The following is an 18,813-nucleotide window of genomic DNA, read 5'->3' as shown; positions in this document are numbered from 1 at the left end:
TGAAGGCGAACAGGGGAGATTTTCCCTCATCGGGTGCACCGATTGCACTTGCCAGCGGACGAAGTCGCGCTAGAATCGAACGATCGTGCTTTTTTAAAGGCGCGGCTTTTTGATCAACTTCCTCATTGCGCAGGAGAACAACGCATGAAGGCTCTGGTTCCAGTCAAGCGGGTTGTGGACTACAACGTGAAGGTTCGCGTCAAGTCCGACGGCTCTGGCGTCGACATCGCCAACGTCAAGATGTCCATGAACCCGTTCGACGAGATCGCCGTGGAAGAGGCGACGCGTCTGAAGGAAAAGGGCATCGTCACCGAGATCATCGCTGTGTCGATCGGCGTGGCGCAGTGCCAGGAAACCCTGCGCACCGCGATGGCCATTGGTGCCGACCGCGGCATCCTGGTCGAGACCGACGCCGAAGTGCAGCCCCTGGCCGTGGCCAAGGTGCTCAAGGCGCTGGTCGACAAGGAAAAGCCCGACCTGATCATCCTGGGCAAGCAGGCGATCGACGACGACAGCAACCAGACCGGCCAGATGCTGGCTGCGCTGGCCGACCTGCCGCAAGGCACGTTCGCCTCGAAGGTCGAAGTCGCGGACGGCCACGCCGTGGTCACCCGCGAAGTCGACGGCGGCCTGGAGACCGTGAAGCTGAAGCTGCCGGCCGTGGTCACCACCGACCTGCGCCTGAACGAGCCGCGCTACGTCACGCTGCCCAACATCATGAAGGCCAAGAAGAAGCCCCTGGAGACCGTCAAGCCGGCCGACCTGGGTGTGGACGTGGCCCCGCGCATCAAGACCCTGAGCGTCGCCGAGCCGCCCAAGCGCTCCGCCGGTATCAAGGTGCCCGACGTGGCCACCCTGGTGAGCAAGCTCAAGAACGACGCCAAAGTGATCTGAGGAGTAACCCATGACCGTTCTCGTCATTGCTGAACACGACAACAACAGCATCAAGGGCGCTACGCTCAACACCGTGACGGCCGCCAAGGCGATCGGTGGCGACGTGCACGTGCTGGTGGCGGGTGCCAACGCCGGTGCCGCGGCTTCGGCCGCTGCCCAGATCGCCGGCGTGGCCAAGGTGCTGCACGCCGACGGCGCCCAGTTCGCCGACGGCCTGGCTGAAAACCTCGCCGCCCAGGTGCTGGCCGTGGCCTCGGCCTACAGCCACATCGTCTTCCCGGCCACCGCGTCGGGCAAGAACGTGGCCCCCCGCGTGGCCGCCAAGCTGGACGTCGCCCAGATCTCGGAAATCACCAAGGTGGTCAGCGCCGACACCTTCGAGCGCCCCATCTACGCCGGCAACGCCATTGCCACCGTGCAATCGGCTGACGCCGTGAAGGTGCTGACCGTGCGCGGCACCGCCTTCGACGCCGCCGCCACCACCGGCGGTTCGGCCGCCGTGGAAACCGTGGCTGCCACCGCAGACGCCGGCACGTCGGCCTTCGTCGGCCGTGAAGTGACCAAGTCCGAGCGTCCCGAGCTGACCGCCGCCAAGATCGTGGTGTCGGGTGGCCGTGCGCTGGGTTCGGCCGAGAAGTTCAATGAAGTCATGTCGCCGCTGGCCGACAAGCTGGGCGCTGCCCTGGGCGCCTCGCGCGCTGCGGTGGACGCTGGCTACGCCCCGAACGACTGGCAGGTCGGCCAGACCGGCAAGATCGTCGCGCCGCAGCTGTATGTGGCCTGCGGCATCTCGGGCGCCATCCAGCACCTGGCCGGCATGAAGGATTCGAAAGTCATCGTGGCCATCAACAAGGATCCGGAAGCCCCGATCTTCCAGGTGGCCGACTTCGGCCTGGAAGCCGATCTGTTCACGGCCGTGCCCGAGCTCGTGAAGGCACTGTGATGAACGCGTGGTGATGCAGGCAGACCACCATGTCTGACTGAGCACCGCACCGGGGCGTCCTTCGAGGCGCCCCTTTTTTCGTCCGAGAATCCCTCGCATCGGACGTTGAACGTGGAGTGACACACCATGGCATTCAAGGCCCCCGTGAAAGACCAGCTGTTCTGCATGAAGGAACTGGCTGGCATCGACCAGATTGCGCAGATCCCCGGCTTCGAAGACGCCGGCTACGAGACGGCTCAGGCCGTGCTCGAAGAAGCCGCGAAGTTCAACGAAGAAGTGGTCGCCCCGCTGAACTGGAGCGGTGACCAGGACCACGGCTCGTGGGACAACGGCGTGGTGAAGGCTTCGCCGGGCTTCAAGGAAGCCTACAAGGCGCTGACCGAAGGTGGCTGGCAAGGCCTGCAGATGCCGACCGAATACGGCGGCCAGGGCCTGCCCAAGACCATCGGCGCGGCCTGCATCGAAATGACGATGGCGGCCAACCTGAGCTTCTCGCTGTGCTCCATCCTCACGACCGGCGCCACCGAAGCCCTGCTGACTGCGGCCAGCGATGAGCTCAAGCAGCGCTACATCCCCAAGATGATCGAGGGGACGTGGACGGGCACCATGAACCTGACCGAGCCGCAGGCCGGTTCGGACCTGGCGCTCGTGCGCTCCAAGGCTGTGAAGCAGGCCGACGGCACCTACCGCATCTCCGGGCAGAAGATCTTCATCACCTACGGTGAGCACGACATGTCCGAGAACATCGTGCACCTGGTGCTGGCGCGCACGCCGGACGCCCCGGAAGGCGTGAAGGGCATCTCGCTGTTCGTGGTGCCGAAGTTCATGGTCAATGCCGACGGCTCTCTGGGGCAGCGCAACGACGTGTACTGCGCCTCCATCGAAGAAAAGCTGGGCATCAAGGCCTCGCCGACCGCCGTGCTGGTCTACGGTGACGACAAGGGCGAAGTGGGCCCGGGCGCCATCGGCTACCTCGTGGGCGAAGAAAACCGCGGCCTCGAGTACATGTTCATCATGATGAACGCCGCCCGCTACGACGTCGGTCTGCAGGGGCTGGCCGTGTCCGAGCGTGCCTACCAGCACGCCGTGGCCTATGCCCGTGACCGCGTGCAGTCGCGTCCGGTCGACGGCTCGGCCAAGGAGTCGGTGGCGATCATTCACCACCCGGATGTGAAGCGCATGCTGATGACCATGCGTGCGCTGATCGAAGGCGAGCGTGCCATGGCCATGGTGGGTGCGGCGGCCTACGACACGGCCCACCACCACCCGGATGCCGACACCGCCAAGCAGGCGCAGGCTTTCTACGAGTTCCTGGTGCCGCTGATCAAGGGCTTCTCGACCGAGAACTCCGTGGAAGTGACCTCGCTGGGCGTGCAAGTGCACGGTGGCATGGGCTTCATCGAAGAAACCGGTGCCGCCCAGTACTACCGCGACTCGCGCATCCTGCCGATCTACGAAGGCACGACCGCCATCCAGGCCAACGACCTGGTCGGCCGCAAGACCGCGCGTGACGGCGGCGCCATGGCCCGTGCCATCGCAGCCCAGATCGCCGACGTGGAAGGCCAGCTGACCGGCCGCGCCAGCGAAGCGGGCAAGAAGTACGCCGCCCAGCTGAAGACGGCCCGCGAGGCCTTCCTGCAGGTGGTCGACTTCGTGCTGGCCAACGTCAAGGCCAACCCGAACGCCGTGTTTGCCGGCTCGGTGCCTTACCTGATGCTGACCGGCAACCTGGTGTCGGGCTGGCAGATGGGTCGTGCGCTGATCGTGGCCGAAGACAAGCTGGCGGCCGGTGAGGACGCGGCCTTCATGTCGGCCAAGGTCGCGACCTGCCGCTTCTATGGCGACCACATCCTGGCACGCGTCGCCTCGCTGCGCGACAGCATCCTGCAGGGTGGCGAGTCGGTCACCGCGATGCCTGTGGATGCGTTCTGATCGCATGACGGCCCACGTTGACGCGATGCCGCCACCGCGCTGCCCGCTTCTGCGATGAGCCTCTGGCCCCGTCCGGCACCGCGCTGGTCGGGGCCTTTTTTGTTTGAGTGGATCACGAAGCCGACACTGAAGCGGCCCGCCCTTTTAAGGAGACTTCATGCCTTTGCCTTCCGTTCTGCAGCGCGTGCGCTTTCCGGTGATCGCGTCGCCCATGTTCATCGTCAGCACGCCCAAGCTCGTGATTGCCCAGTGCAAAGCCGGCGTCGTGGGCTCGATGCCGGCACTCAACGCCCGCCCGGCATCCCAGCTCGACGAGTGGTTGCACGAGATCACCGAGGCGCTGACCGCGCACGATGCAGCCCACCCCGATCAGCCTGCGGCGCCGTTCGCCATCAACCAGATCGTCCACAAGAGCAACAACCGGCTGGAGCACGACCTGGCGCTGTGCGAGAAGTACAAGGTGCCGCTGATCATCACGTCGCTGGGTGCGCGTGAGGACGTGAACCAGGTCGTGCACGGCTATGGCGGTGTGGTGATGCACGACGTCATCAACAACCGCTTTGCGCGCAAGGCGGTCGAGAAGGGCGCCGACGGCCTGATCGCGGTGGCGGCTGGCGCGGGCGGGCATGCGGGCACGACCAGCCCCTTCGCCCTCGTGCAGGAACTGCGCGAATGGTTCGATGGCCCGCTGGCTCTGTCGGGGTCGATCGCCAACGGGCGCAGCATCCTCGCGGCGCGTGCCATGGGGGCCGACTTTGCCTACATCGGCTCGGCCTTCATCGCCACGGAAGAGGCGCGGGCGGTGGAAGGCTACAAGCAGATGATCGTCGACAGCAACAGCCAGGACATCGTCTACACCAACTACTTCTCGGGCGTGCACGGCAACTATCTGAAGGGCTCGATTGCCGCCGCCGGCATGGACCCGGACCACCTGCCGGAAGCCGACCCGAGCAAGATGGACTTCGGCACAACGGACGGCGGGCAGGATGCGGGCGCCGCCAAGAAGGCCTGGAAGGACATCTGGGGCTGCGGCCAGGGCATTGGCGCGATCAAGGCCGTGGTGCCGGCCGCCGAGCTGGTGGCGCGGCTGCAACGCGAGTACGACGACGCGCGTCGCGCACTCTGCGCTGGCTGAAGGCGGCGGCCGAAACGCCGGGGGCCCACAGGCCCCGGTGTTCAGCCCTGGCGCACGCCGAGTTTGAAGGCGATCATCGCCCGCAGCTTGGTGGGCACGACGGGCTTGATGAGCACATGGAAGTTATGCTGCCGCGCTTCCTCCTCATGGCCGGTCATCGTGCTGCCCGTGACCATGATGACGGGCAGATCCTTGCCGAACCGGGCCCGTAAGGCCCGGATGGCGTCGATGCCGGTCTGTTGCTCCGGCAGGCGGTAGTCCACGATCACCAGATCGGGGCGAGCGGTGGTCTGCTGAGCCCACGCGCTCACGCCGGGGACGGAATCGAAGGCACTGACGGTCGCCCCCCAGCCTTTGAGCAGCACCTGCAGTCCGTCCAGCACGGCCTGCTCGTCTTCCACCACCACCACGTGTCGGCGGTCGAGTGTGATGCCGAGGGTAGGCCGGCTCAGCGTGCTGGCCGGCTGCAGGCGCGGTGCTCGGCCGACCGGAATCATCAGCGTGAACACGGTGCCGTGACCGACACGTGAGCGCAGCGTCAGCGGGCTCTGCATCAGGTCGGCCAGCCGCTTGACGATGGCCAGCCCCAGGCCCAGGCCCTTGCGGTGGTGCGGTTCCAGCGGGCGGCCGCTGTGCGTCTGGTAGAACTCGTCGAAGATGCGGCCTTGCTCTTTCTCGGTGATGCCGATGCCGGTGTCCCAGACCTGCAGGCACAGCGCCTGACCGCGGCGACGGCAGCTGACCAGCACGCCCCCGTCTTCGGTGTAGCGGATCGCGTTGGACACCAGGTTGCGCAGGATGCGCTCGACGATGACCGGGTCGGCGTAGGCGTGGTGGTGTTCACCCCGGAAGCCGAGCATGAGGCCCTTCTCGAACGCAGTGGGCTCGAAGTGAAGCCGGATGCGCGCGAAGAGATCGCGCATCGAGAAGTGCTCGGGCTCGATCTCGACCGCCCCCGTGTCGATCTTGGTGATGTCGAGCAGTTCGCTGAACAGGCCTTCGAGTGCATCGACCGAGCTGTTGATGCTGTTGACGAGGTGGACGACGTCGTCGTCCTTGCAGCGCTGGCGCAGCGCCTCGGCGAAAAGCCCCATGGCGTGCAAAGGCTGGCGCAGATCATGGCTGGCGGCCGCAAAGAACTGCGTCTTGGCGCGGTTGGCGGTCTCGGCTTCGCGCTGCGCGGCTTCGGCCAGTGCCATTTCGCCCTTCAGGCGCTGAGCCAGGTCTTCGCTGTGCAGGCGCAGGCTGACCATGTCGCCGAACACGTTGTGAAAGCCGCGGCCCACGACCAGCGTGCACAGCGCCATGAGGCACCACACGCCTGCCAGGTGGACGTCGTCCGGGCCGCCGTGCAGGGCCGTGCGTCCGATCATGGGCAGGAAGTACAGCCCCATGCAGCTGAGAAACAGCTTGGGCTGCGAAGCCATGTAGGGCACGGCGCCGATCGCGAACGAGTAGATGGCCAGCATCAGCGTGGTGCGCTGGAACCAGCCGCCATGGTCGTACAGCAGCATGGAGCCCAGGCTCCAGAGCGCGGCGCCGGCCAGGGCACCGGCGTTCCAGCGACGCAGCCAGCGCGCGGGGGCGTCCTCGCCCTGCATCACGGCGCGGTCGTGCGCGAGCAGGGTCGCGAAGCGGATGGTCCACAGCACCAGAAAGGCGATGATCCAGCCGCGCAGCACGACGGGCGGGGCCACTTTCCAGTAAGCCAGCGCCACGACGACCATGCCGAGGAAGTGCCCCATGAGGCCGGCGCTGGTCTGGCGGTAGACCAGGCGCTCGGTGTCTTCGATCAGGGCGTCGTTGGAGGGCGCAGGCAGCCCGCGCCCCCCCGTGCCCGGCTCGATGGCGGGCAGGGTGGCAGTCACAGCCATGATGGTGGCTCCGGGTCAGCGAGGGCGCCAGACGCCCATGCCGCCCACGGTGGGCACGGGCACGCTCGTCTTCTGAAGAATCTGGCTGACGGCAATCACCGCCTGGGTGCGCGAACTGACGCCCAGGGCACGCAGCACGGCCGCCACGTGGTCCTTGACGGTCTCCACCGACAGGCCCAGTTCCCGGGCGATCAGCTTGTTGGGCTGGCCCTTGAGCAGCAGGCCCAGCACGTCGGCCTGCCGGGGGGTCAGCCCCAACTGGGTGAGCGAGGGCATGGTCTGGAAGCCGGAGTCGACGGCCTCGCGCTGTACCTGACGCAGGGCGGGCGAGCTGCTGAGCTGGGTGTGGCTGTGGGCGCCCATGCTCATGGGCGGCACGTACACGCCGCCTGACATGACCTGCTGGAGGGCGTCGAACAGGGTTTCGTTGGTGGCGCGCTTGGGCACGAAGCCCATGGCGCCCATGTCGATCGCGCGGATGACATCGCTGGTGCGGTCGGACGCCGAGATCACCACGACGGGCAGGGCGGGGTAGAGCGTCCGGAACTCGGCCAGGAGGTCAAAGCCGTCGACGTCGCCCAGGTGGAGATCCAGCAGCACCAGGTCATAGGCTGGCGGGGTGCGCAGCGCCTGGCGGGCCGCATGGCCGCTGTCTGCGGCGTCGACGGTGACGTTGTCGCCCAGGCCCTGAATCACCGACTGCAGCGCGGACAGGATCAGGGGGTGGTCGTCAATCAGCAAGACCCTCATGGGCGGACTCCTTGAAATGCTCTTGTTTTTTGCGGCCGCGTCAGTGGCCGTTCAAGGCCGCTGCATGGTCGTGTTTGTCAACCGCACATGATAGTGGCTTGCAGCCAGGCCGCTTCGCGCGGTCGCCCGCGCAGAAGAGGGGGCGGGGGCACCGCGTCAGGTGCGCCAGACGCGCGGGGGCACTGGATCGATCTGCCAGGCCTCGGTGCGCCAGCGGGCCCACACCTGGGCAAGCAACTGCATCACGGGCTCGACCCGGGGGCCCAGCACGCGCAGCACGATGACCTCGGCGTGCGGGCTGGTGGCGCCCGCCGTGGTGGCAAGTTCATGGGCGCTCGCGGCCTGGCGCGCGTGATCCAGCAGCGCCTCACGGCGTTCGCGCGCGAGCGGGCTGCCTGCCGCGAGCCACGCGGTGCCCATCACCCGGTGCCCGGCCCAGCCCAGCGGGCTGTCGAGCAGGGCGGTGTCGTCGGCGCGCACGGTGCCTCGTTCCAGCCAGACGCCGGGCACCTCGATTTCCTGCGTGTAGCGGCTGCCCACGGGCGAAGCCGCCTGCTCGAACGCTTCGCCTGCGGCCGGCAAGCCCAGGGCCAGCACGTCCCAGCCGATCATTTCGGCGCCCGGCGCCAGCTCGAAGCGCATGCGGTTAGTGGCCACGCTGCTGCGGTAGGCAATGGTTTCCAGCGGCAGCCATTCGAGGCGGGCGCCGTCGGCCACGCGGGCGGTGAGGGACTGCACGGCTTCCGGCCCGCTGCTGCGGTAGAAGCGTGTGGCGCCGGGGGTGGTGATGAGCGCATGGGTGTCCGCAGCCAGGTTGGCCTGGATGTCGAGCACATCGCCGCCGACGATGCCACCGGGCGGGTGCACCAGCACGTGGTGGCACACGCGCGGGCCTTCCGGGTAAAGACGCTGCAGGACGCGCAGGGGGCCATCGTGGCGGTCCAGCGCGGTGGTGCGATCGCCGTCGAGGCGGTAGTCCAGGGTCAGGTGGCCGAGCCAGCTCATGGTGTGAAGAAAGGGCAGGGAAGGGCGCAGGCCCGTCAAGGTCGGAAAGAGGGGGACTGGTGTGCGCGATCAGGCCGGTTCGCAGCGGACGGGGTCGCCTTCGCGGATCATCCCACCACGCAACACCCGTGCCGTCATGCCGCCGTGCCCGCGCATGGCGTTGTAGCCGCCAGGACCGAGCAGGGCCTCCATGCGTGAGCAGGGATCGCATGGGCCGGTCAGCTCGAGCACCACCTCGTCCCCGATGCGCAACTGCAGGGGCGCATCCTTGAACAGGGCGCGGGCCGCCAGGAGGTTGAGGCCACTCACGACCCGATTGCGGCGCAACAGGGCCGGGTCCACCGCGGGCTGCTGCATCAGCGCAGCCACCACAGGCAGGTGCTCGGCCTGGATGAGCGTGACCTGGCGCTTGCCGCCTTCGGGGCGCGTCGGCGCCCGGGCCGCGCTGCGGTCGCCCATCAGGCCGCGACCCGCCAGCGCCTGAACATGGCCCACCCGCTCGACCGGCGCGAGCCGCCGGGGACGAACGAACACGGCTTCAATTCGGCCAGGGCGGGGGAACTGGCAGGCCAGGTCACGCAGCGTGGGAGAGGACAGCATGCGTGGGAGAATGCCACATGCCTTACACCCCCACCGACACCGATGCTGCCGCCGTGACGGCAGCCACACGCAACTGGCTCGAAAAGGCCGTGATCGGCCTGAACCTCTGCCCGTTTGCCAAGGCCGTGCACGTCAAACAGCAGATCCGCTACGTGGTGTCGACGGCGACCACGCCCGAGGCCCTGGCCGAGGAGCTGATGGCCGAACTGGCCCTGCTGCGCGATGCCGATCCGGAGGCCGTGGAAACGACGCTGCTGATCCATCCGCAGGTGCTGGGCGATTTCCTCGATTTCAATGACTTCCTCGATGTGGCCGACGCCATCGTCGAGGAGATGGAACTGGACGGTGAGCTGCAGGTGGCCAGCTTTCACCCCGATTACCAGTTCGCCGACAGCGAACCCGACGACATCGAGAACTTCTCGAACCGGGCGCCATACCCGACCTTGCATCTGCTGCGAGAAAGCAGCATTGCGCAGGCGGTGGCAGCCTTTCCCGATGCGGCCGACATCTACGAGACAAACATCGCGACGCTGCAGCGGCTGGGCCATGCAGGCTGGCGCCAGCTCTGGCTGGCCGAGGCCGCGCCGAACGCTGGTGCCGAGGAAGGTGGCGCTGCCGCGCACTGAGGTGGAAAGGGCTGCGTGATGGCGCACGAGCGTGGCGGGCTGCCCTGGTGGGGCCCTGCGAGGCTGCCTTTCCTGCTGTTGACGCCCGCTTGCATGGCGCTGGCCCTGGCCGGGTGCCATCTGGCCGCGCAGGCTCAGGGATTAAGCTTGTCGCTGGTGGACGGTGTGGCCGCGGTGCTGGGCGCCCTGGCGGCGCACGTGGGCGTGAACGCGCTCAACGAGCATCACGATTTCCGGTCCGGTCTGGATCTGCGCACGCAGCGCACCCCGTTCAGTGGGGGCAGTGGCGCGCTGCCGGCTCACCCCGGGCTGGTGCCGCTGGCCTGGCGCATGGGCACGGGCTGTCTGGCACTGGCGGGCCTGACGGGCCTGTGGTTGCTGTCGCGGCATGGGGCCGCCTGGCCGGTTCTGTTGCCGGTGGGCGTGGCGGGACTGGGCCTGGCGGCCGCCTACACGCCGTGGGTCACCCGTCATCCCTGGCTGTGTCTGATCGCGCCGGGCCTGGGCTTCGGGCCGTTGATGGGCTGGGGCACGGTGTCGGTGTTGGTGGGCGTGCAGGCGTCGACAGTGGCTTGGCTGCTGCCCCTGCTGCCGTTCTTCCTGGTCAACAACCTGCTGTTGCTCAATCAGTTCCCGGATGTGGACGCCGACCGGTCGGTGGGGCGCCGCACGCTGCCGATGCAGTGGGGGCGCCGGCGTTGCGCCCACCTCATCGGGCTGCAGAGTGCCTTGGCTTACGCGTTGCTGGCCAGCATGGTGGCGGCCCGGCTGCTGCCAGTGAGTGCCATGGCAGGGCTGCTGACCCTGCCGCTGGCCTGGCAGGTGTGGCGCGGTGCAGCCGCCCATGCCGATGCGCCGGAGGCCTTGCTGCCCACCCTGGGTCGCAACGTGGCGCTCACGCTGCTGACGCCGGTGCTGGTGGCGCTGGGCGTAGCGTGGTCTGCGCACTGAACCGGCTGGCCTGGATGGCGTCGGCCGCCGCCTGGGCCCAGGCGCGGTGCGCAGCCGGGCCTGGATGGAACCCGTCTGACGCCATCAGGGTTGGGTCCAGCGGCAGCGCCGGGTTCAGGATGGCCACGTCGGGCTGTGTGCCGGCCCAGCGAGTCAGTGCGGTGTTGAAGCGACGGGCCTGCGCGCCGAGGTAGCCGCGCAGGGGCTGCGGCAGCGCAGGAAAATGCCCCATGGGCGGAACGACCGTGAGCCAGATCTGCGGCGCGCCACACAGGGCGCGCAACTGCCCGACCAACTCGGCCTGTTGCGCCAGCCAGGTGCCGGTGTGCAGCCCGGCCGTCACGTCGTTCACACCGAGGGACACCAGCACCGCGTCGGCGGGCTCGCGTGGCAGTGAACGCAGGTGCGCCAGGGTGTCAGCCGTGGTGCGGCCGGTCTGCGCTTCCAGTCGCCAGTGCACGGTGTGGTGGTCCGCCAGTTGCCGGACCAGATGGCCACACACGGCATCGTCCTGGTGATCGCATCCGACCCCAGCTGCGGCCGAGTCACCCAGGATCAGCAAGCGCAGGTCGGGGCCCGCGCCACGGTGGCCTGCGCGTGGGCCGGCGGCCTCTGGCAGGCGCGGGGTTCGTTTGCGCACGCCGCGACCCTGCATCAGCAACACGGGGCCCAGGGTCACGGTGGCCAGCAGGTGAGCGAGGTCCATGTTGCCGATCAGGCGTCGGGTTCGGTCGACACGCCGAGTTCGGCGGCCAGGCGTTGCACCAGCGCGCGCAGCCGATCGATCTCGCTGGCCTGAGCGGCCTGGGCGGTCTGCATGGTGGCCACCGTGTCGCGCAGTGAGGCCACCTCGGCTTCCAGCGCGGCGGGGGCCTGCACCGCCGATGCGGTGGCCAGCGGCATGGTCGGTTCACCACACAGCAGATGGGCCCACCGGGCCTCGCGGGCGCCTGGGGCGCGCGGCAGCTTCACCACGCGGTGCGGCTCGCGCTCGGCGAGTTCTTCCAGAAAGCCTTCGACCGATGAAATGTCGACAAAGCGGTGCAGTCGCTCGCAGTGCAGGCGCAACTCGGCGGCGGTCTGCGGGCCGCGCAGGATCAGCATCGTCAGCAGGGCCACCGACTGGCTGGGCACGCCCAGGCCTCGGGCCGCGTTGTGGTCGAAGCGCACCACGCGGCTGCCGCTCACTTCACTCACCAGGCTGAGTTCCTTCAAGCCGTTGACGGCCGCCAGGACATCCGCCTCGCTCAGGTTCATCACCGGGTCGCGGGCGGTCTTCTGATTGCAGCCCAGGGTGAGGGCGTTCAGGGACAGCGGGTAGCTGTCGGGCACCGTGTGCTGTTTTTCGACCAGCACGGCCAGCACACGGGCCTCTTCAGGGGTCAGGGGGCGTTGCATTCAGGGCTCCACGGTACGGCTGTTCAGGCCGTGGAGCTTAACCCCAGCGCACGCTCAGAACGGCAGTTTGAGCGTCGGCGCGAACATGGCGATGGTGACGCCCAGGCCCGCGGCCCAGACCAGCGAGCGCAGCGCCGCCACGTTGGCCAGATACAGCGCCGTGTACACCACGCGAATGCCGATGAAGGCCATGGCCAGCATGTCGGTGCGGCCCTGATCCAGACCCGCCGCCTGGGCTGCCAGCACGGCAAACACGAACAGCGGCAGTGCTTCGAAGCCGTTGTTCTGCGCCGCCGCCGCGCGGGCCGGCCAGCCTTGCAACTGGGTAGCCCATTCACGCGGGTTGTTGTTGTCGTAGCCGCCGTCACGGCGCTTGCGCCCCACGGTGCTGGCCTTGGCCAGGCCCATGGTGACGACGGGCATCACGGCGGCAACCAGCACGCAGGTGTTGGCAATGGACATCTTGTCTCCTGTTGGATGAGGGGTGGCGAGATTCTGGTTGTGACAACGTTCCTTGTCAAATCAGGCTGTCGCCATCTCCCCCATCAAACGGGTGTCCGATGTCAGGCGGGCAGGGCCGGGTAGTCGGTGTAGCCGTGGGCACCCTGACCGCCGTACAGCGGCGCGTCCTTGAACAGTTCGTTCAGCGGCGCACCTTCCTTCAGGCGGCGCGGCAGGTCGGGGTTGGTGATCATCGCGCGGCCGAACGACACCAGATCGCCCTTGCCGCTGGTGATGGCCTCGGCCGCCATTTCCTTGGTGTAGCCGTTGTTGACCATCCAGACGCCGGAATACAGCTTGTGCAGGGCGTCGTAATCGAACGGGGCGTTGTCGCGCGGGCCACCGGTATAGCCTTCGACGACGTGCACGTAGACCGGGTGCAGCTTCTCCAGCTCACGGACCACGTACTCGAACAGCGGCTGCGGGTTGCTTTCGCTCGAATCGTTGACGGGCGACACGGGCGACAGACGCACGCCGACGCGCTGGGCGCCGATCTCGCCGATCACGGCGGCCATCACCTCGAGCAGGAAGCGGGCGCGGTTCTCGATCGGGCCACCGTAGATGTCGGTGCGCTTGTTCGAGCCATCACGCAGGAAGGCGTCCAGCAGGTAGCCGTGGGCACCGTGGATTTCGACGCCGTCAAAGCCGGCTTCGATGGCGTTGCGGGCGGCGGTGCGGAAGTCGTTGACGATGCCGGGGATCTCGCTGGTTTCCAGTGCGCGCGGCTCGGAGGTGTCGACATAGCCCTGGCCAGGAATGTACGTCTTGGCGTTGGCGCGGATGGCCGACGGTGCGACCGGGGCCTGTTCACCCGGCTGGAAGGCGTTGTGCGACATGCGGCCGGTGTGCCACAGCTGCACGAAGATCTTGCCGCCCTTGGCGTGCACCGCGTCGGTGACCTTCTTCCAGCCGGCAATCTGCTCCGCGGTATGCAGGCCGGGGGTCGAGACATAACCCTGGGCCTGGGCCGACACCTGGGTGGCTTCGGCCACGATGAGGCCGACGCTGGCGCGCTGGGCGTAGTACTCGACCGTCAGCGGGCCGGGCACGTTGCCGGCTTCGGCGCGGTTGCGGGTCAGCGGGGCCATGACCATGCGGTTGGCCAGCGTGATGTCGCCCAGTTGGAAGGGCTGGAACAGGGCGTCGGCGGTGAGAGCGGTTTGGCTTGCCATGTGGTTTCCTCGGAGTAGGGAAGGGATGTGCCTGACAGACGTTCAGGGACGGAAAAAGGTGTCGAGCATCAGGCTGGCCGCGTCCTTCAGCGGCTGGGCGCTGTGTTCGACCTTCATGCGCAGCACGGCGCCTTCCCAGCTGTCCCAGAAGAAGGCAGACAGCGTGAGGGCGGGCAGGTCGGTTCGGATGCGGCCGGCCTGCTGCGCGCGTTCGATCAGCTCGGCGAGGCGCTCGCGCCATTGGCCCATCACGTGAGCGAGCTCGGTGCGGCAGGTGTCGCTGGTTTCGCTCACTTCGGCGGCAAAGTTGCCGACCAGGCAGCCGGGGCAGCTGGCCTGCTCGTGGTGGGCGATGAAGGCGTTGAAGAGGTGGCGCAGGGCGTCCAGCGGGTCTTCGGGGGCGTCGGCCATGATGGCTTCCCATCGCCGGCCCATCCACACCGCGTAGTTGCGAATGATCTGGGCGGCAAAGGCTTCCTTGCTGTCGAAGTGGTTGTAGAACGAGCCCTTCGGTACGCCGGCCGCCTCGGTGATCTGCTGGATGCCTGTGGCGTTGTAGCCAAGCTGGTTGAACAGCGTGTAGCCCGCCTCGGCGAGGCGGCGGGGGATGTCGGTCTTGTCTGCGGTGCGGGCCATGAAGAAATAATATGACCAGTCGTCTTGGAATGCAAGCGGGAAGCGGAAATGTCCTGCTGTGGGCTTGCGACGCCACACGGGCCACGCTTGCCGCGAAGCCGCGCTAGCATGGCGCCGACCGGATCTGTCCGAAACGGAGACACCCTGATGAAACTCCTCAGCCAAAGCTTTGCCGATGGCGAACGCATCCCCGACGCGTTCGCGTTCTGCGTGATCGACCCCTCCACGCGGGTGCGCCTGGCCCCCAACCGGAACCCGCATCTGGCGTGGTCCGATGTGCCGGAAGGCACGCAGTCCTTCGTGGTGATCTGCCACGACCGCGATGTGCCGAGCCGGGGCGACGACGTGAACCAGCCCGACCGCGAGGTGCCCGCCGACCTGCCGCGTGTGGACTTCTTCCACTGGACGCTGGTGGACCTGCCCGCCGCCGTGCGCGAGATCGCGGCCGGCAGCCACAGCGAGGGCGTGACGCCGCGTGGCAAGCCTGGCCCGGCGCTGCCGGCCGGGGGCGTGGGCCGTCATGGCCTGAACGACTACACCGGCTGGTTTGCGGGGGATGCCGACATGGCGGGCGCCTACTTCGGCTATGACGGCCCGTGCCCGCCGTGGAACGACAGCCTCATCCACCATTACGTGTTCACGGTGTTTGCGCTCGATGTGCCGGTGCTGGCGGTGGCGGGCGACCTGACCGGCCCGGCCGTGCGACAGGCCATGCAGGGCCATGTGCTCGCGCAGGCCACGCTGACGGGCACCTACACGCTGAACCCGCGCCTGGCGTCGCAACCGGCGGGCACGGCATGAGCGGGCTGCAGCGTCTGCATGTGGGTGCCCGCCTGAGCGAGGCCGCGATTGCGGGGGGCACGGTGTGGCTGGCAGGGCAGGTGCCCGAGTTGAATCCCGAGGCCGACATCGAGGGACAGACCGGCGAGGTGCTCGGCCACATCGACCGCCTGCTCGCCGAGTGTGGCAGCGACAAGGCTCACCTGGTGAGCGTGCAGATCTTCTTGAAGGACATTGCTGACATCGGCCGCATGAATGCCGTGTGGGACGCGTGGGTTGCGCCGGGGCAGAGCCCGCCGCGCGCCACGGTGCAGGCGGCGCTGGCCGATCCGCGCTGGCGGGTCGAGGTGGTGGTGGTCGCGCGGCAGATCGGCGCCTGACAAGCCCCCATGCCGGCACACCGCCTCAACCTGCACAAGGCGCTGCCGCTGGTGCCGCTGGCCGTGGCCATGGCACTGCTGCTCGCCATGCTGCTGGGGGTCGACCGCATCGTGGGTGACGACCTGACCCGGCGTGCCCGCTTCCGCATCGGCCAGGCGGCGCAGACCTATGCCGAAGAACTCAACCGGGATCTGTCGCGTCGCGCGGTCGCCATCGACCTGCTGGGACGCGACGCGGCGTTGCAGTCCTCGCAGGGCGGCGTGAAGGCCTGGCGCGCGGCGCTCGATGATTTCAGGGCGCGGGACCCCAACGTGGTGTGGCTGGGTCTGGTGGCACTGGATGGACGGGTGCTGGCCGGCTCGGGTGGGCTGCTGGAAGGCCGCTCGATTGCGAGCCGACCCGTGTTCGTGCATGGCCGCGATGGGCCTTGGTTCGGCAGCTTCCACCCGCCGGTGGCGCTCAAGCCCGTGCTGCAGGACGCCGGGATCGGCGTGCCCGACGAGGTGGCCGACCTGGCCGTGCCGGTGCGCGACGCACAGGGCCGGGTGTGGGCCGTGCTGGCCAGCCACTTTGACGCGAAGGCCTTCGCGCTGCTGCGTGAAGACGTGCTGGGCACGCCGGATGGTCGGCGCAGCATGGAACTGGCCATCATCGGACAGGAGGGCCGGGTCGTGCTGGGCCGCGCGCCGCTGGCTTCGACATACTGGCCGGCGCCGACGGGGCGCCCGTCGGTCGATGCGTTGTCGGTGGAGGACGACAGGCGGCACCGCTACATGGCCGCGCACGTGGCGGTGGGAGACACCCCGCTGGGTGTGCGTTCCGGCTGGAGCGTGCTTGCCACACAGCCGCTGGAGGCCGCGCTGGCACCGGCCCGGTCGCTCCAGCGCTATGTGCTGTTCTGGGGGGCCCTGTCGGCCTTGCTCATCGGGGGGGCGGGGGCCCTGCTGGCCCGGCGGCTGGCCCGGCCCTATGCCGACATGCTGGACGCGGTGGCAGCCCACGTGCCGCGTCGCCCGGACGCCTTGCCTGCCGAGCACTTCCGCGACGTGCTGCGCCTGCTGGCCCAGCGCGTGCGTCCGGCCAGCACCAACAGCCCGGGCGAGCAGATGCTGCTGCGTTTGTTGGCCGACGCCGAACGCCTGGGCAGCATGTTGGACCAGATGCCTGCACCGCTGTTTCTCGTCGATGACGAGGGGCGGCTGGTGTACTGGAACCGGCAGGCGGCCACCGTGTTCGACTGGCCGCCGGATGCGGCGGGCAGACCGCTTGCCGAGCTGTTGCGGTGGCCGGCCGATGCCCCCGCATGGCCGGGAACCGCCTCGATCCCGGAGGGCGCCTGGCACTTCCAGGCTCGGGCCGACACCTTGTCCGGCAAGGAGGTCTGGGCGGCATGGACCGTCACGCGCCTGCACGACGCCGATGGCGGCAGCGCGGGGGTGCTGACCCAGGTTCGTGATCTGACGGCAGAGCGGCACGCCAACCAGCGCTTGCTGGAGCAGACGGAGACGCTCGCGGCCGTGATCCAGGCTTCCAGCGATGCAGTCATCAGCACCGATGAGTCGGGCCGGATCGTGCTGTTCAACCCCGCGGCCGAGCGCATCTTCGGCGTGCAGGCCGATGACATGATGGGCGAGCAGCTGGACCGGCTGATTCCCGAACGCGTTCGGTCGGCGCACCAGCAGGACATGCAGCGTTTTTCGGCCTCGCAGGTCAGCCGGCGCACCATGGGTTCGGGCCGGGTGGCGGGGCTGCGCAGCGATGGGCAGGAGCTGGTGCTCGATGCGTCGATCTCTCAGACCACGGTGCAGGGGCGGCGGGTCCTGACCGCGATGCTGCGCGACGTGACCGAGCGTGTGCGCGCCGAGCGGGCACAAATCCAGTACCAGCTCGAGTTGTCGGAGCTGACGCATCAGCTGATGGACCAGGAGCGGGCCACGACGCGGCGGCTGGCGCAACTGCTGCACGATCGCCTGGGCCAGACGCTCACGGCGCTGCGGCTATCGTGCGAGGCGCTGGCCGTGCAGCAGCGGGATGACCAGGCGTTGTCCGAGCGCCTGGGCAAGGTCGACCGTCTGGCCCAGCAGGCCGTGGCCGAAGTGCGCGAGGCCCTGGTTGACCTGCGCCCGCCCTTGCTGGAAGACCAGGGGCTGGTCGCCGCGCTGGACAACGAACTGCAGCTCCACCAGCCAGCCACGTCCCGGACCGGTCTCGTCTTCGATGTCGAATTGCAGGATGCCGGCCAGCGCTGGCCGGCCGACGTCGAGTACGCGGCTTTCATGATCGCCCGCGAAGCGGTGGTGAACGCCTTGCAGCATGCCCGGGCCTCGTCCATCCAGATTGCGCTGTCGGGCCGTGAAGGCCTGCTGTGCCTGCGCGTGACGGACAACGGGTGCGGGCTGCCGCCGGACATGGCCATGGGGCGTCCCGGTCACCTCGGGCTGGTGGGCATGCGTGAGCGGGCGTTGGCCATTCATGGCACGCTGGCCGTCGTGCCGCGGCCGGAAGGCGGCACCCTGGTCGAATTGCAATGGGAGGCTGCACGGTGAGTCGTGTTTATCTGGTCGACGACCACGCGCTGGTGCGCGACGGCATGCGTGCCGTGCTGGAAGCCAGCGGCCACGAGGTGGTGGGCGAGGCAGACCAGCCCGGGCCCGCCCTGGCCGATATCCAGCAGTTGCAACCTGACGTGATCCTGCTGGACCTCCATCTGGGCTCTAGCTCCGGCATGGAGGTGCTGGCCGAGTTGCCGCGGCGCGCGCCGGACGCCCGCACCATCGTGCTCACCATGTCGCCGCAGCCGCAGCACATCACCGAGGCCTTGAGGCTCGGGGCGTCGGGCTATGTGCTCAAGGGCTCCTCGGCACGCGAGGTGCTGGCCGCCATCCAGACCGTGCTGCAGGGACGCCGGCATCTGGCCCACGACGTGGCCGACATCGCCTTGCGCGCCACGGCCCCCGACGCAGCCCCGGACCCGCTGGCCAGCCTCTCGGGGCGCGAGCGCCAGATCGCCACGATGGTGGTCAATGGCTTGTCGAGCGCTGCGATCGGCGAGGCGCTGCACCTGTCGCCCAAGACGGTCGACACCTACCGCAGCCGGCTGATGACCAAGATCGGCGTGAGCGACGTGACGGCGCTCGTGCGCTGGGCGATTCGCGTCGGACTCGTGAAGAACGACACGGTTTGATGTGGCAGGTGCGGCACCGTCCGCACCTCCTGACAGCACGCGTCAAGAACT

The 18,813-nt window shown here is 68.3% G+C and carries 19 protein-coding genes; 10 read left to right on the top strand and 9 right to left on the bottom strand.

Translation table 11 applies throughout. The features are described 5' to 3' along the window. Positions 1 to 144: 144 nt before the first annotated feature. The 4 genes from DEH84_RS10100 to DEH84_RS10085 all read left to right on the top strand — a co-directional run bounded on the left by DEH84_RS10100 (position 145) and on the right by DEH84_RS10085 (position 4,904). Positions 145 to 894, top strand: a complete 750-nt coding sequence (locus DEH84_RS10100) for an electron transfer flavoprotein subunit beta/FixA family protein (protein ID WP_109036749.1) — start codon at positions 145 to 147, stop codon at positions 892 to 894. 10 nt (positions 895 to 904) lie between these two features. Next, complete coding sequence (locus DEH84_RS10095; protein WP_109036748.1) at positions 905 to 1,837, top strand: electron transfer flavoprotein subunit alpha/FixB family protein; 933 nt, start codon at positions 905 to 907, stop codon at positions 1,835 to 1,837. 126 nt (positions 1,838 to 1,963) lie between these two features. After that, positions 1,964 to 3,769 (top strand): acyl-CoA dehydrogenase, encoded by a 1,806-nt coding sequence (locus DEH84_RS10090; RefSeq protein ID WP_109036747.1) that lies wholly within the window; start codon positions 1,964 to 1,966, stop codon positions 3,767 to 3,769. A 157-nt stretch (positions 3,770 to 3,926) separates the two neighbouring features. Then, positions 3,927 to 4,904: an NAD(P)H-dependent flavin oxidoreductase gene (locus DEH84_RS10085; RefSeq protein ID WP_109036746.1), complete on the top strand. Its 978-nt coding sequence runs from the start codon at positions 3,927 to 3,929 to the stop codon at positions 4,902 to 4,904. Positions 4,905 to 4,945: 41 nt separating this feature from the next. Here the strand turns inward: DEH84_RS10085 and DEH84_RS10080 are convergent, their stop codons facing one another. The 4 genes from DEH84_RS10080 to DEH84_RS10065 form a co-directional block, all read right to left on the bottom strand. Further along, positions 4,946 to 6,778, bottom strand: coding sequence for an ATP-binding response regulator (locus DEH84_RS10080; protein ID WP_109036745.1), 1,833 nt, complete (start codon positions 6,776 to 6,778; stop codon positions 4,946 to 4,948). Between the two features lie 15 nt (positions 6,779 to 6,793). Next, on the bottom strand, positions 6,794 to 7,528 hold the full coding sequence (locus DEH84_RS10075; protein ID WP_109036744.1) for a response regulator: 735 nt from the start codon (positions 7,526 to 7,528) through the stop codon (positions 6,794 to 6,796). A gap of 156 nt (positions 7,529 to 7,684) precedes the next feature. Next, a complete protein-coding gene (locus DEH84_RS10070) occupies positions 7,685 to 8,533 on the bottom strand; it encodes an urease accessory protein UreD (protein ID WP_109036743.1) in 849 nt (282 codons plus the stop codon). A gap of 69 nt (positions 8,534 to 8,602) precedes the next feature. Further along, the gene (locus DEH84_RS10065; protein ID WP_109036742.1) at positions 8,603 to 9,133 is read right to left on the bottom strand and encodes an MOSC domain-containing protein; all 531 of its coding nucleotides are present in this window, start codon (positions 9,131 to 9,133) and stop codon (positions 8,603 to 8,605) included. Positions 9,134 to 9,150: 17 nt separating this feature from the next. Here DEH84_RS10065 and DEH84_RS10060 point away from each other — a divergent pair, with 17 nt between their 5' ends. Both DEH84_RS10060 and DEH84_RS10055 read left to right on the top strand, forming a co-directional pair. Further along, complete coding sequence (locus tag DEH84_RS10060) at positions 9,151 to 9,759, top strand: DUF1415 domain-containing protein (RefSeq protein WP_109036741.1); 609 nt, start codon at positions 9,151 to 9,153, stop codon at positions 9,757 to 9,759. An 18-nt stretch (positions 9,760 to 9,777) separates the two neighbouring features. Next, entirely contained in the window at positions 9,778 to 10,710 is a 933-nt protein-coding gene (locus DEH84_RS10055) for a prenyltransferase (RefSeq protein WP_109036740.1), read from the top strand. On the opposite strand, the gene DEH84_RS10050 is transcribed toward DEH84_RS10055, so the two are convergent. The 5 genes from DEH84_RS10050 to DEH84_RS10030 form a co-directional block, all read right to left on the bottom strand. Then, positions 10,655 to 11,416, bottom strand: coding sequence for an SGNH/GDSL hydrolase family protein (locus tag DEH84_RS10050; protein ID WP_109036739.1), 762 nt, complete (start codon positions 11,414 to 11,416; stop codon positions 10,655 to 10,657). The genes DEH84_RS10055 and DEH84_RS10050 overlap by 56 nt on opposite strands. A gap of 8 nt (positions 11,417 to 11,424) precedes the next feature. Beyond that, a complete protein-coding gene (locus tag DEH84_RS10045; RefSeq protein WP_109036738.1) occupies positions 11,425 to 12,108 on the bottom strand; it encodes a YceH family protein in 684 nt (227 codons plus the stop codon). Between the two features lie 54 nt (positions 12,109 to 12,162). Next, the gene (locus tag DEH84_RS10040) at positions 12,163 to 12,570 is read right to left on the bottom strand and encodes an MAPEG family protein (RefSeq protein WP_109036737.1); all 408 of its coding nucleotides are present in this window, start codon (positions 12,568 to 12,570) and stop codon (positions 12,163 to 12,165) included. A gap of 101 nt (positions 12,571 to 12,671) precedes the next feature. Further along, the gene (locus DEH84_RS10035; protein WP_109036736.1) at positions 12,672 to 13,781 is read right to left on the bottom strand and encodes an alkene reductase; all 1,110 of its coding nucleotides are present in this window, start codon (positions 13,779 to 13,781) and stop codon (positions 12,672 to 12,674) included. Positions 13,782 to 13,823: 42 nt separating this feature from the next. After that, a complete protein-coding gene (locus DEH84_RS10030) occupies positions 13,824 to 14,417 on the bottom strand; it encodes a TetR/AcrR family transcriptional regulator (protein WP_109036735.1) in 594 nt (197 codons plus the stop codon). Positions 14,418 to 14,564: 147 nt separating this feature from the next. On the opposite strand from DEH84_RS10030, the gene DEH84_RS10025 reads away from it, so the two are divergent. From DEH84_RS10025 to DEH84_RS10010, 4 genes are read left to right on the top strand one after another with little or no spacing between them, the layout of a single operon-like run. Then, the gene (locus DEH84_RS10025; protein ID WP_109036734.1) at positions 14,565 to 15,218 is read left to right on the top strand and encodes a YbhB/YbcL family Raf kinase inhibitor-like protein; all 654 of its coding nucleotides are present in this window, start codon (positions 14,565 to 14,567) and stop codon (positions 15,216 to 15,218) included. Continuing rightward, positions 15,215 to 15,577: a RidA family protein gene (locus tag DEH84_RS10020; RefSeq protein WP_109036733.1), complete on the top strand. Its 363-nt coding sequence runs from the start codon at positions 15,215 to 15,217 to the stop codon at positions 15,575 to 15,577. Before DEH84_RS10025 ends, DEH84_RS10020 begins: the two co-directional genes overlap by 4 nt. A 9-nt stretch (positions 15,578 to 15,586) precedes the next feature. After that, positions 15,587 to 18,124 (top strand): sensor histidine kinase, encoded by a 2,538-nt coding sequence (locus tag DEH84_RS10015; protein ID WP_109036732.1) that lies wholly within the window; start codon positions 15,587 to 15,589, stop codon positions 18,122 to 18,124. Continuing rightward, complete coding sequence (locus DEH84_RS10010) at positions 18,121 to 18,762, top strand: response regulator (RefSeq protein WP_109038318.1); 642 nt, start codon at positions 18,121 to 18,123, stop codon at positions 18,760 to 18,762. Before DEH84_RS10015 ends, DEH84_RS10010 begins: the two co-directional genes overlap by 4 nt. The last annotated feature ends 51 nt before the right edge of the window (positions 18,763 to 18,813 follow it).

Source organism: Aquabacterium olei (assembly GCF_003100395.1).
GTDB lineage: Bacteria > Pseudomonadota > Gammaproteobacteria > Burkholderiales > Burkholderiaceae_C > Aquabacterium > Aquabacterium olei.
Note: the sequence above shows the minus strand (reverse complement) of the source record. Positions and strands in the feature narration are given on the sequence as shown.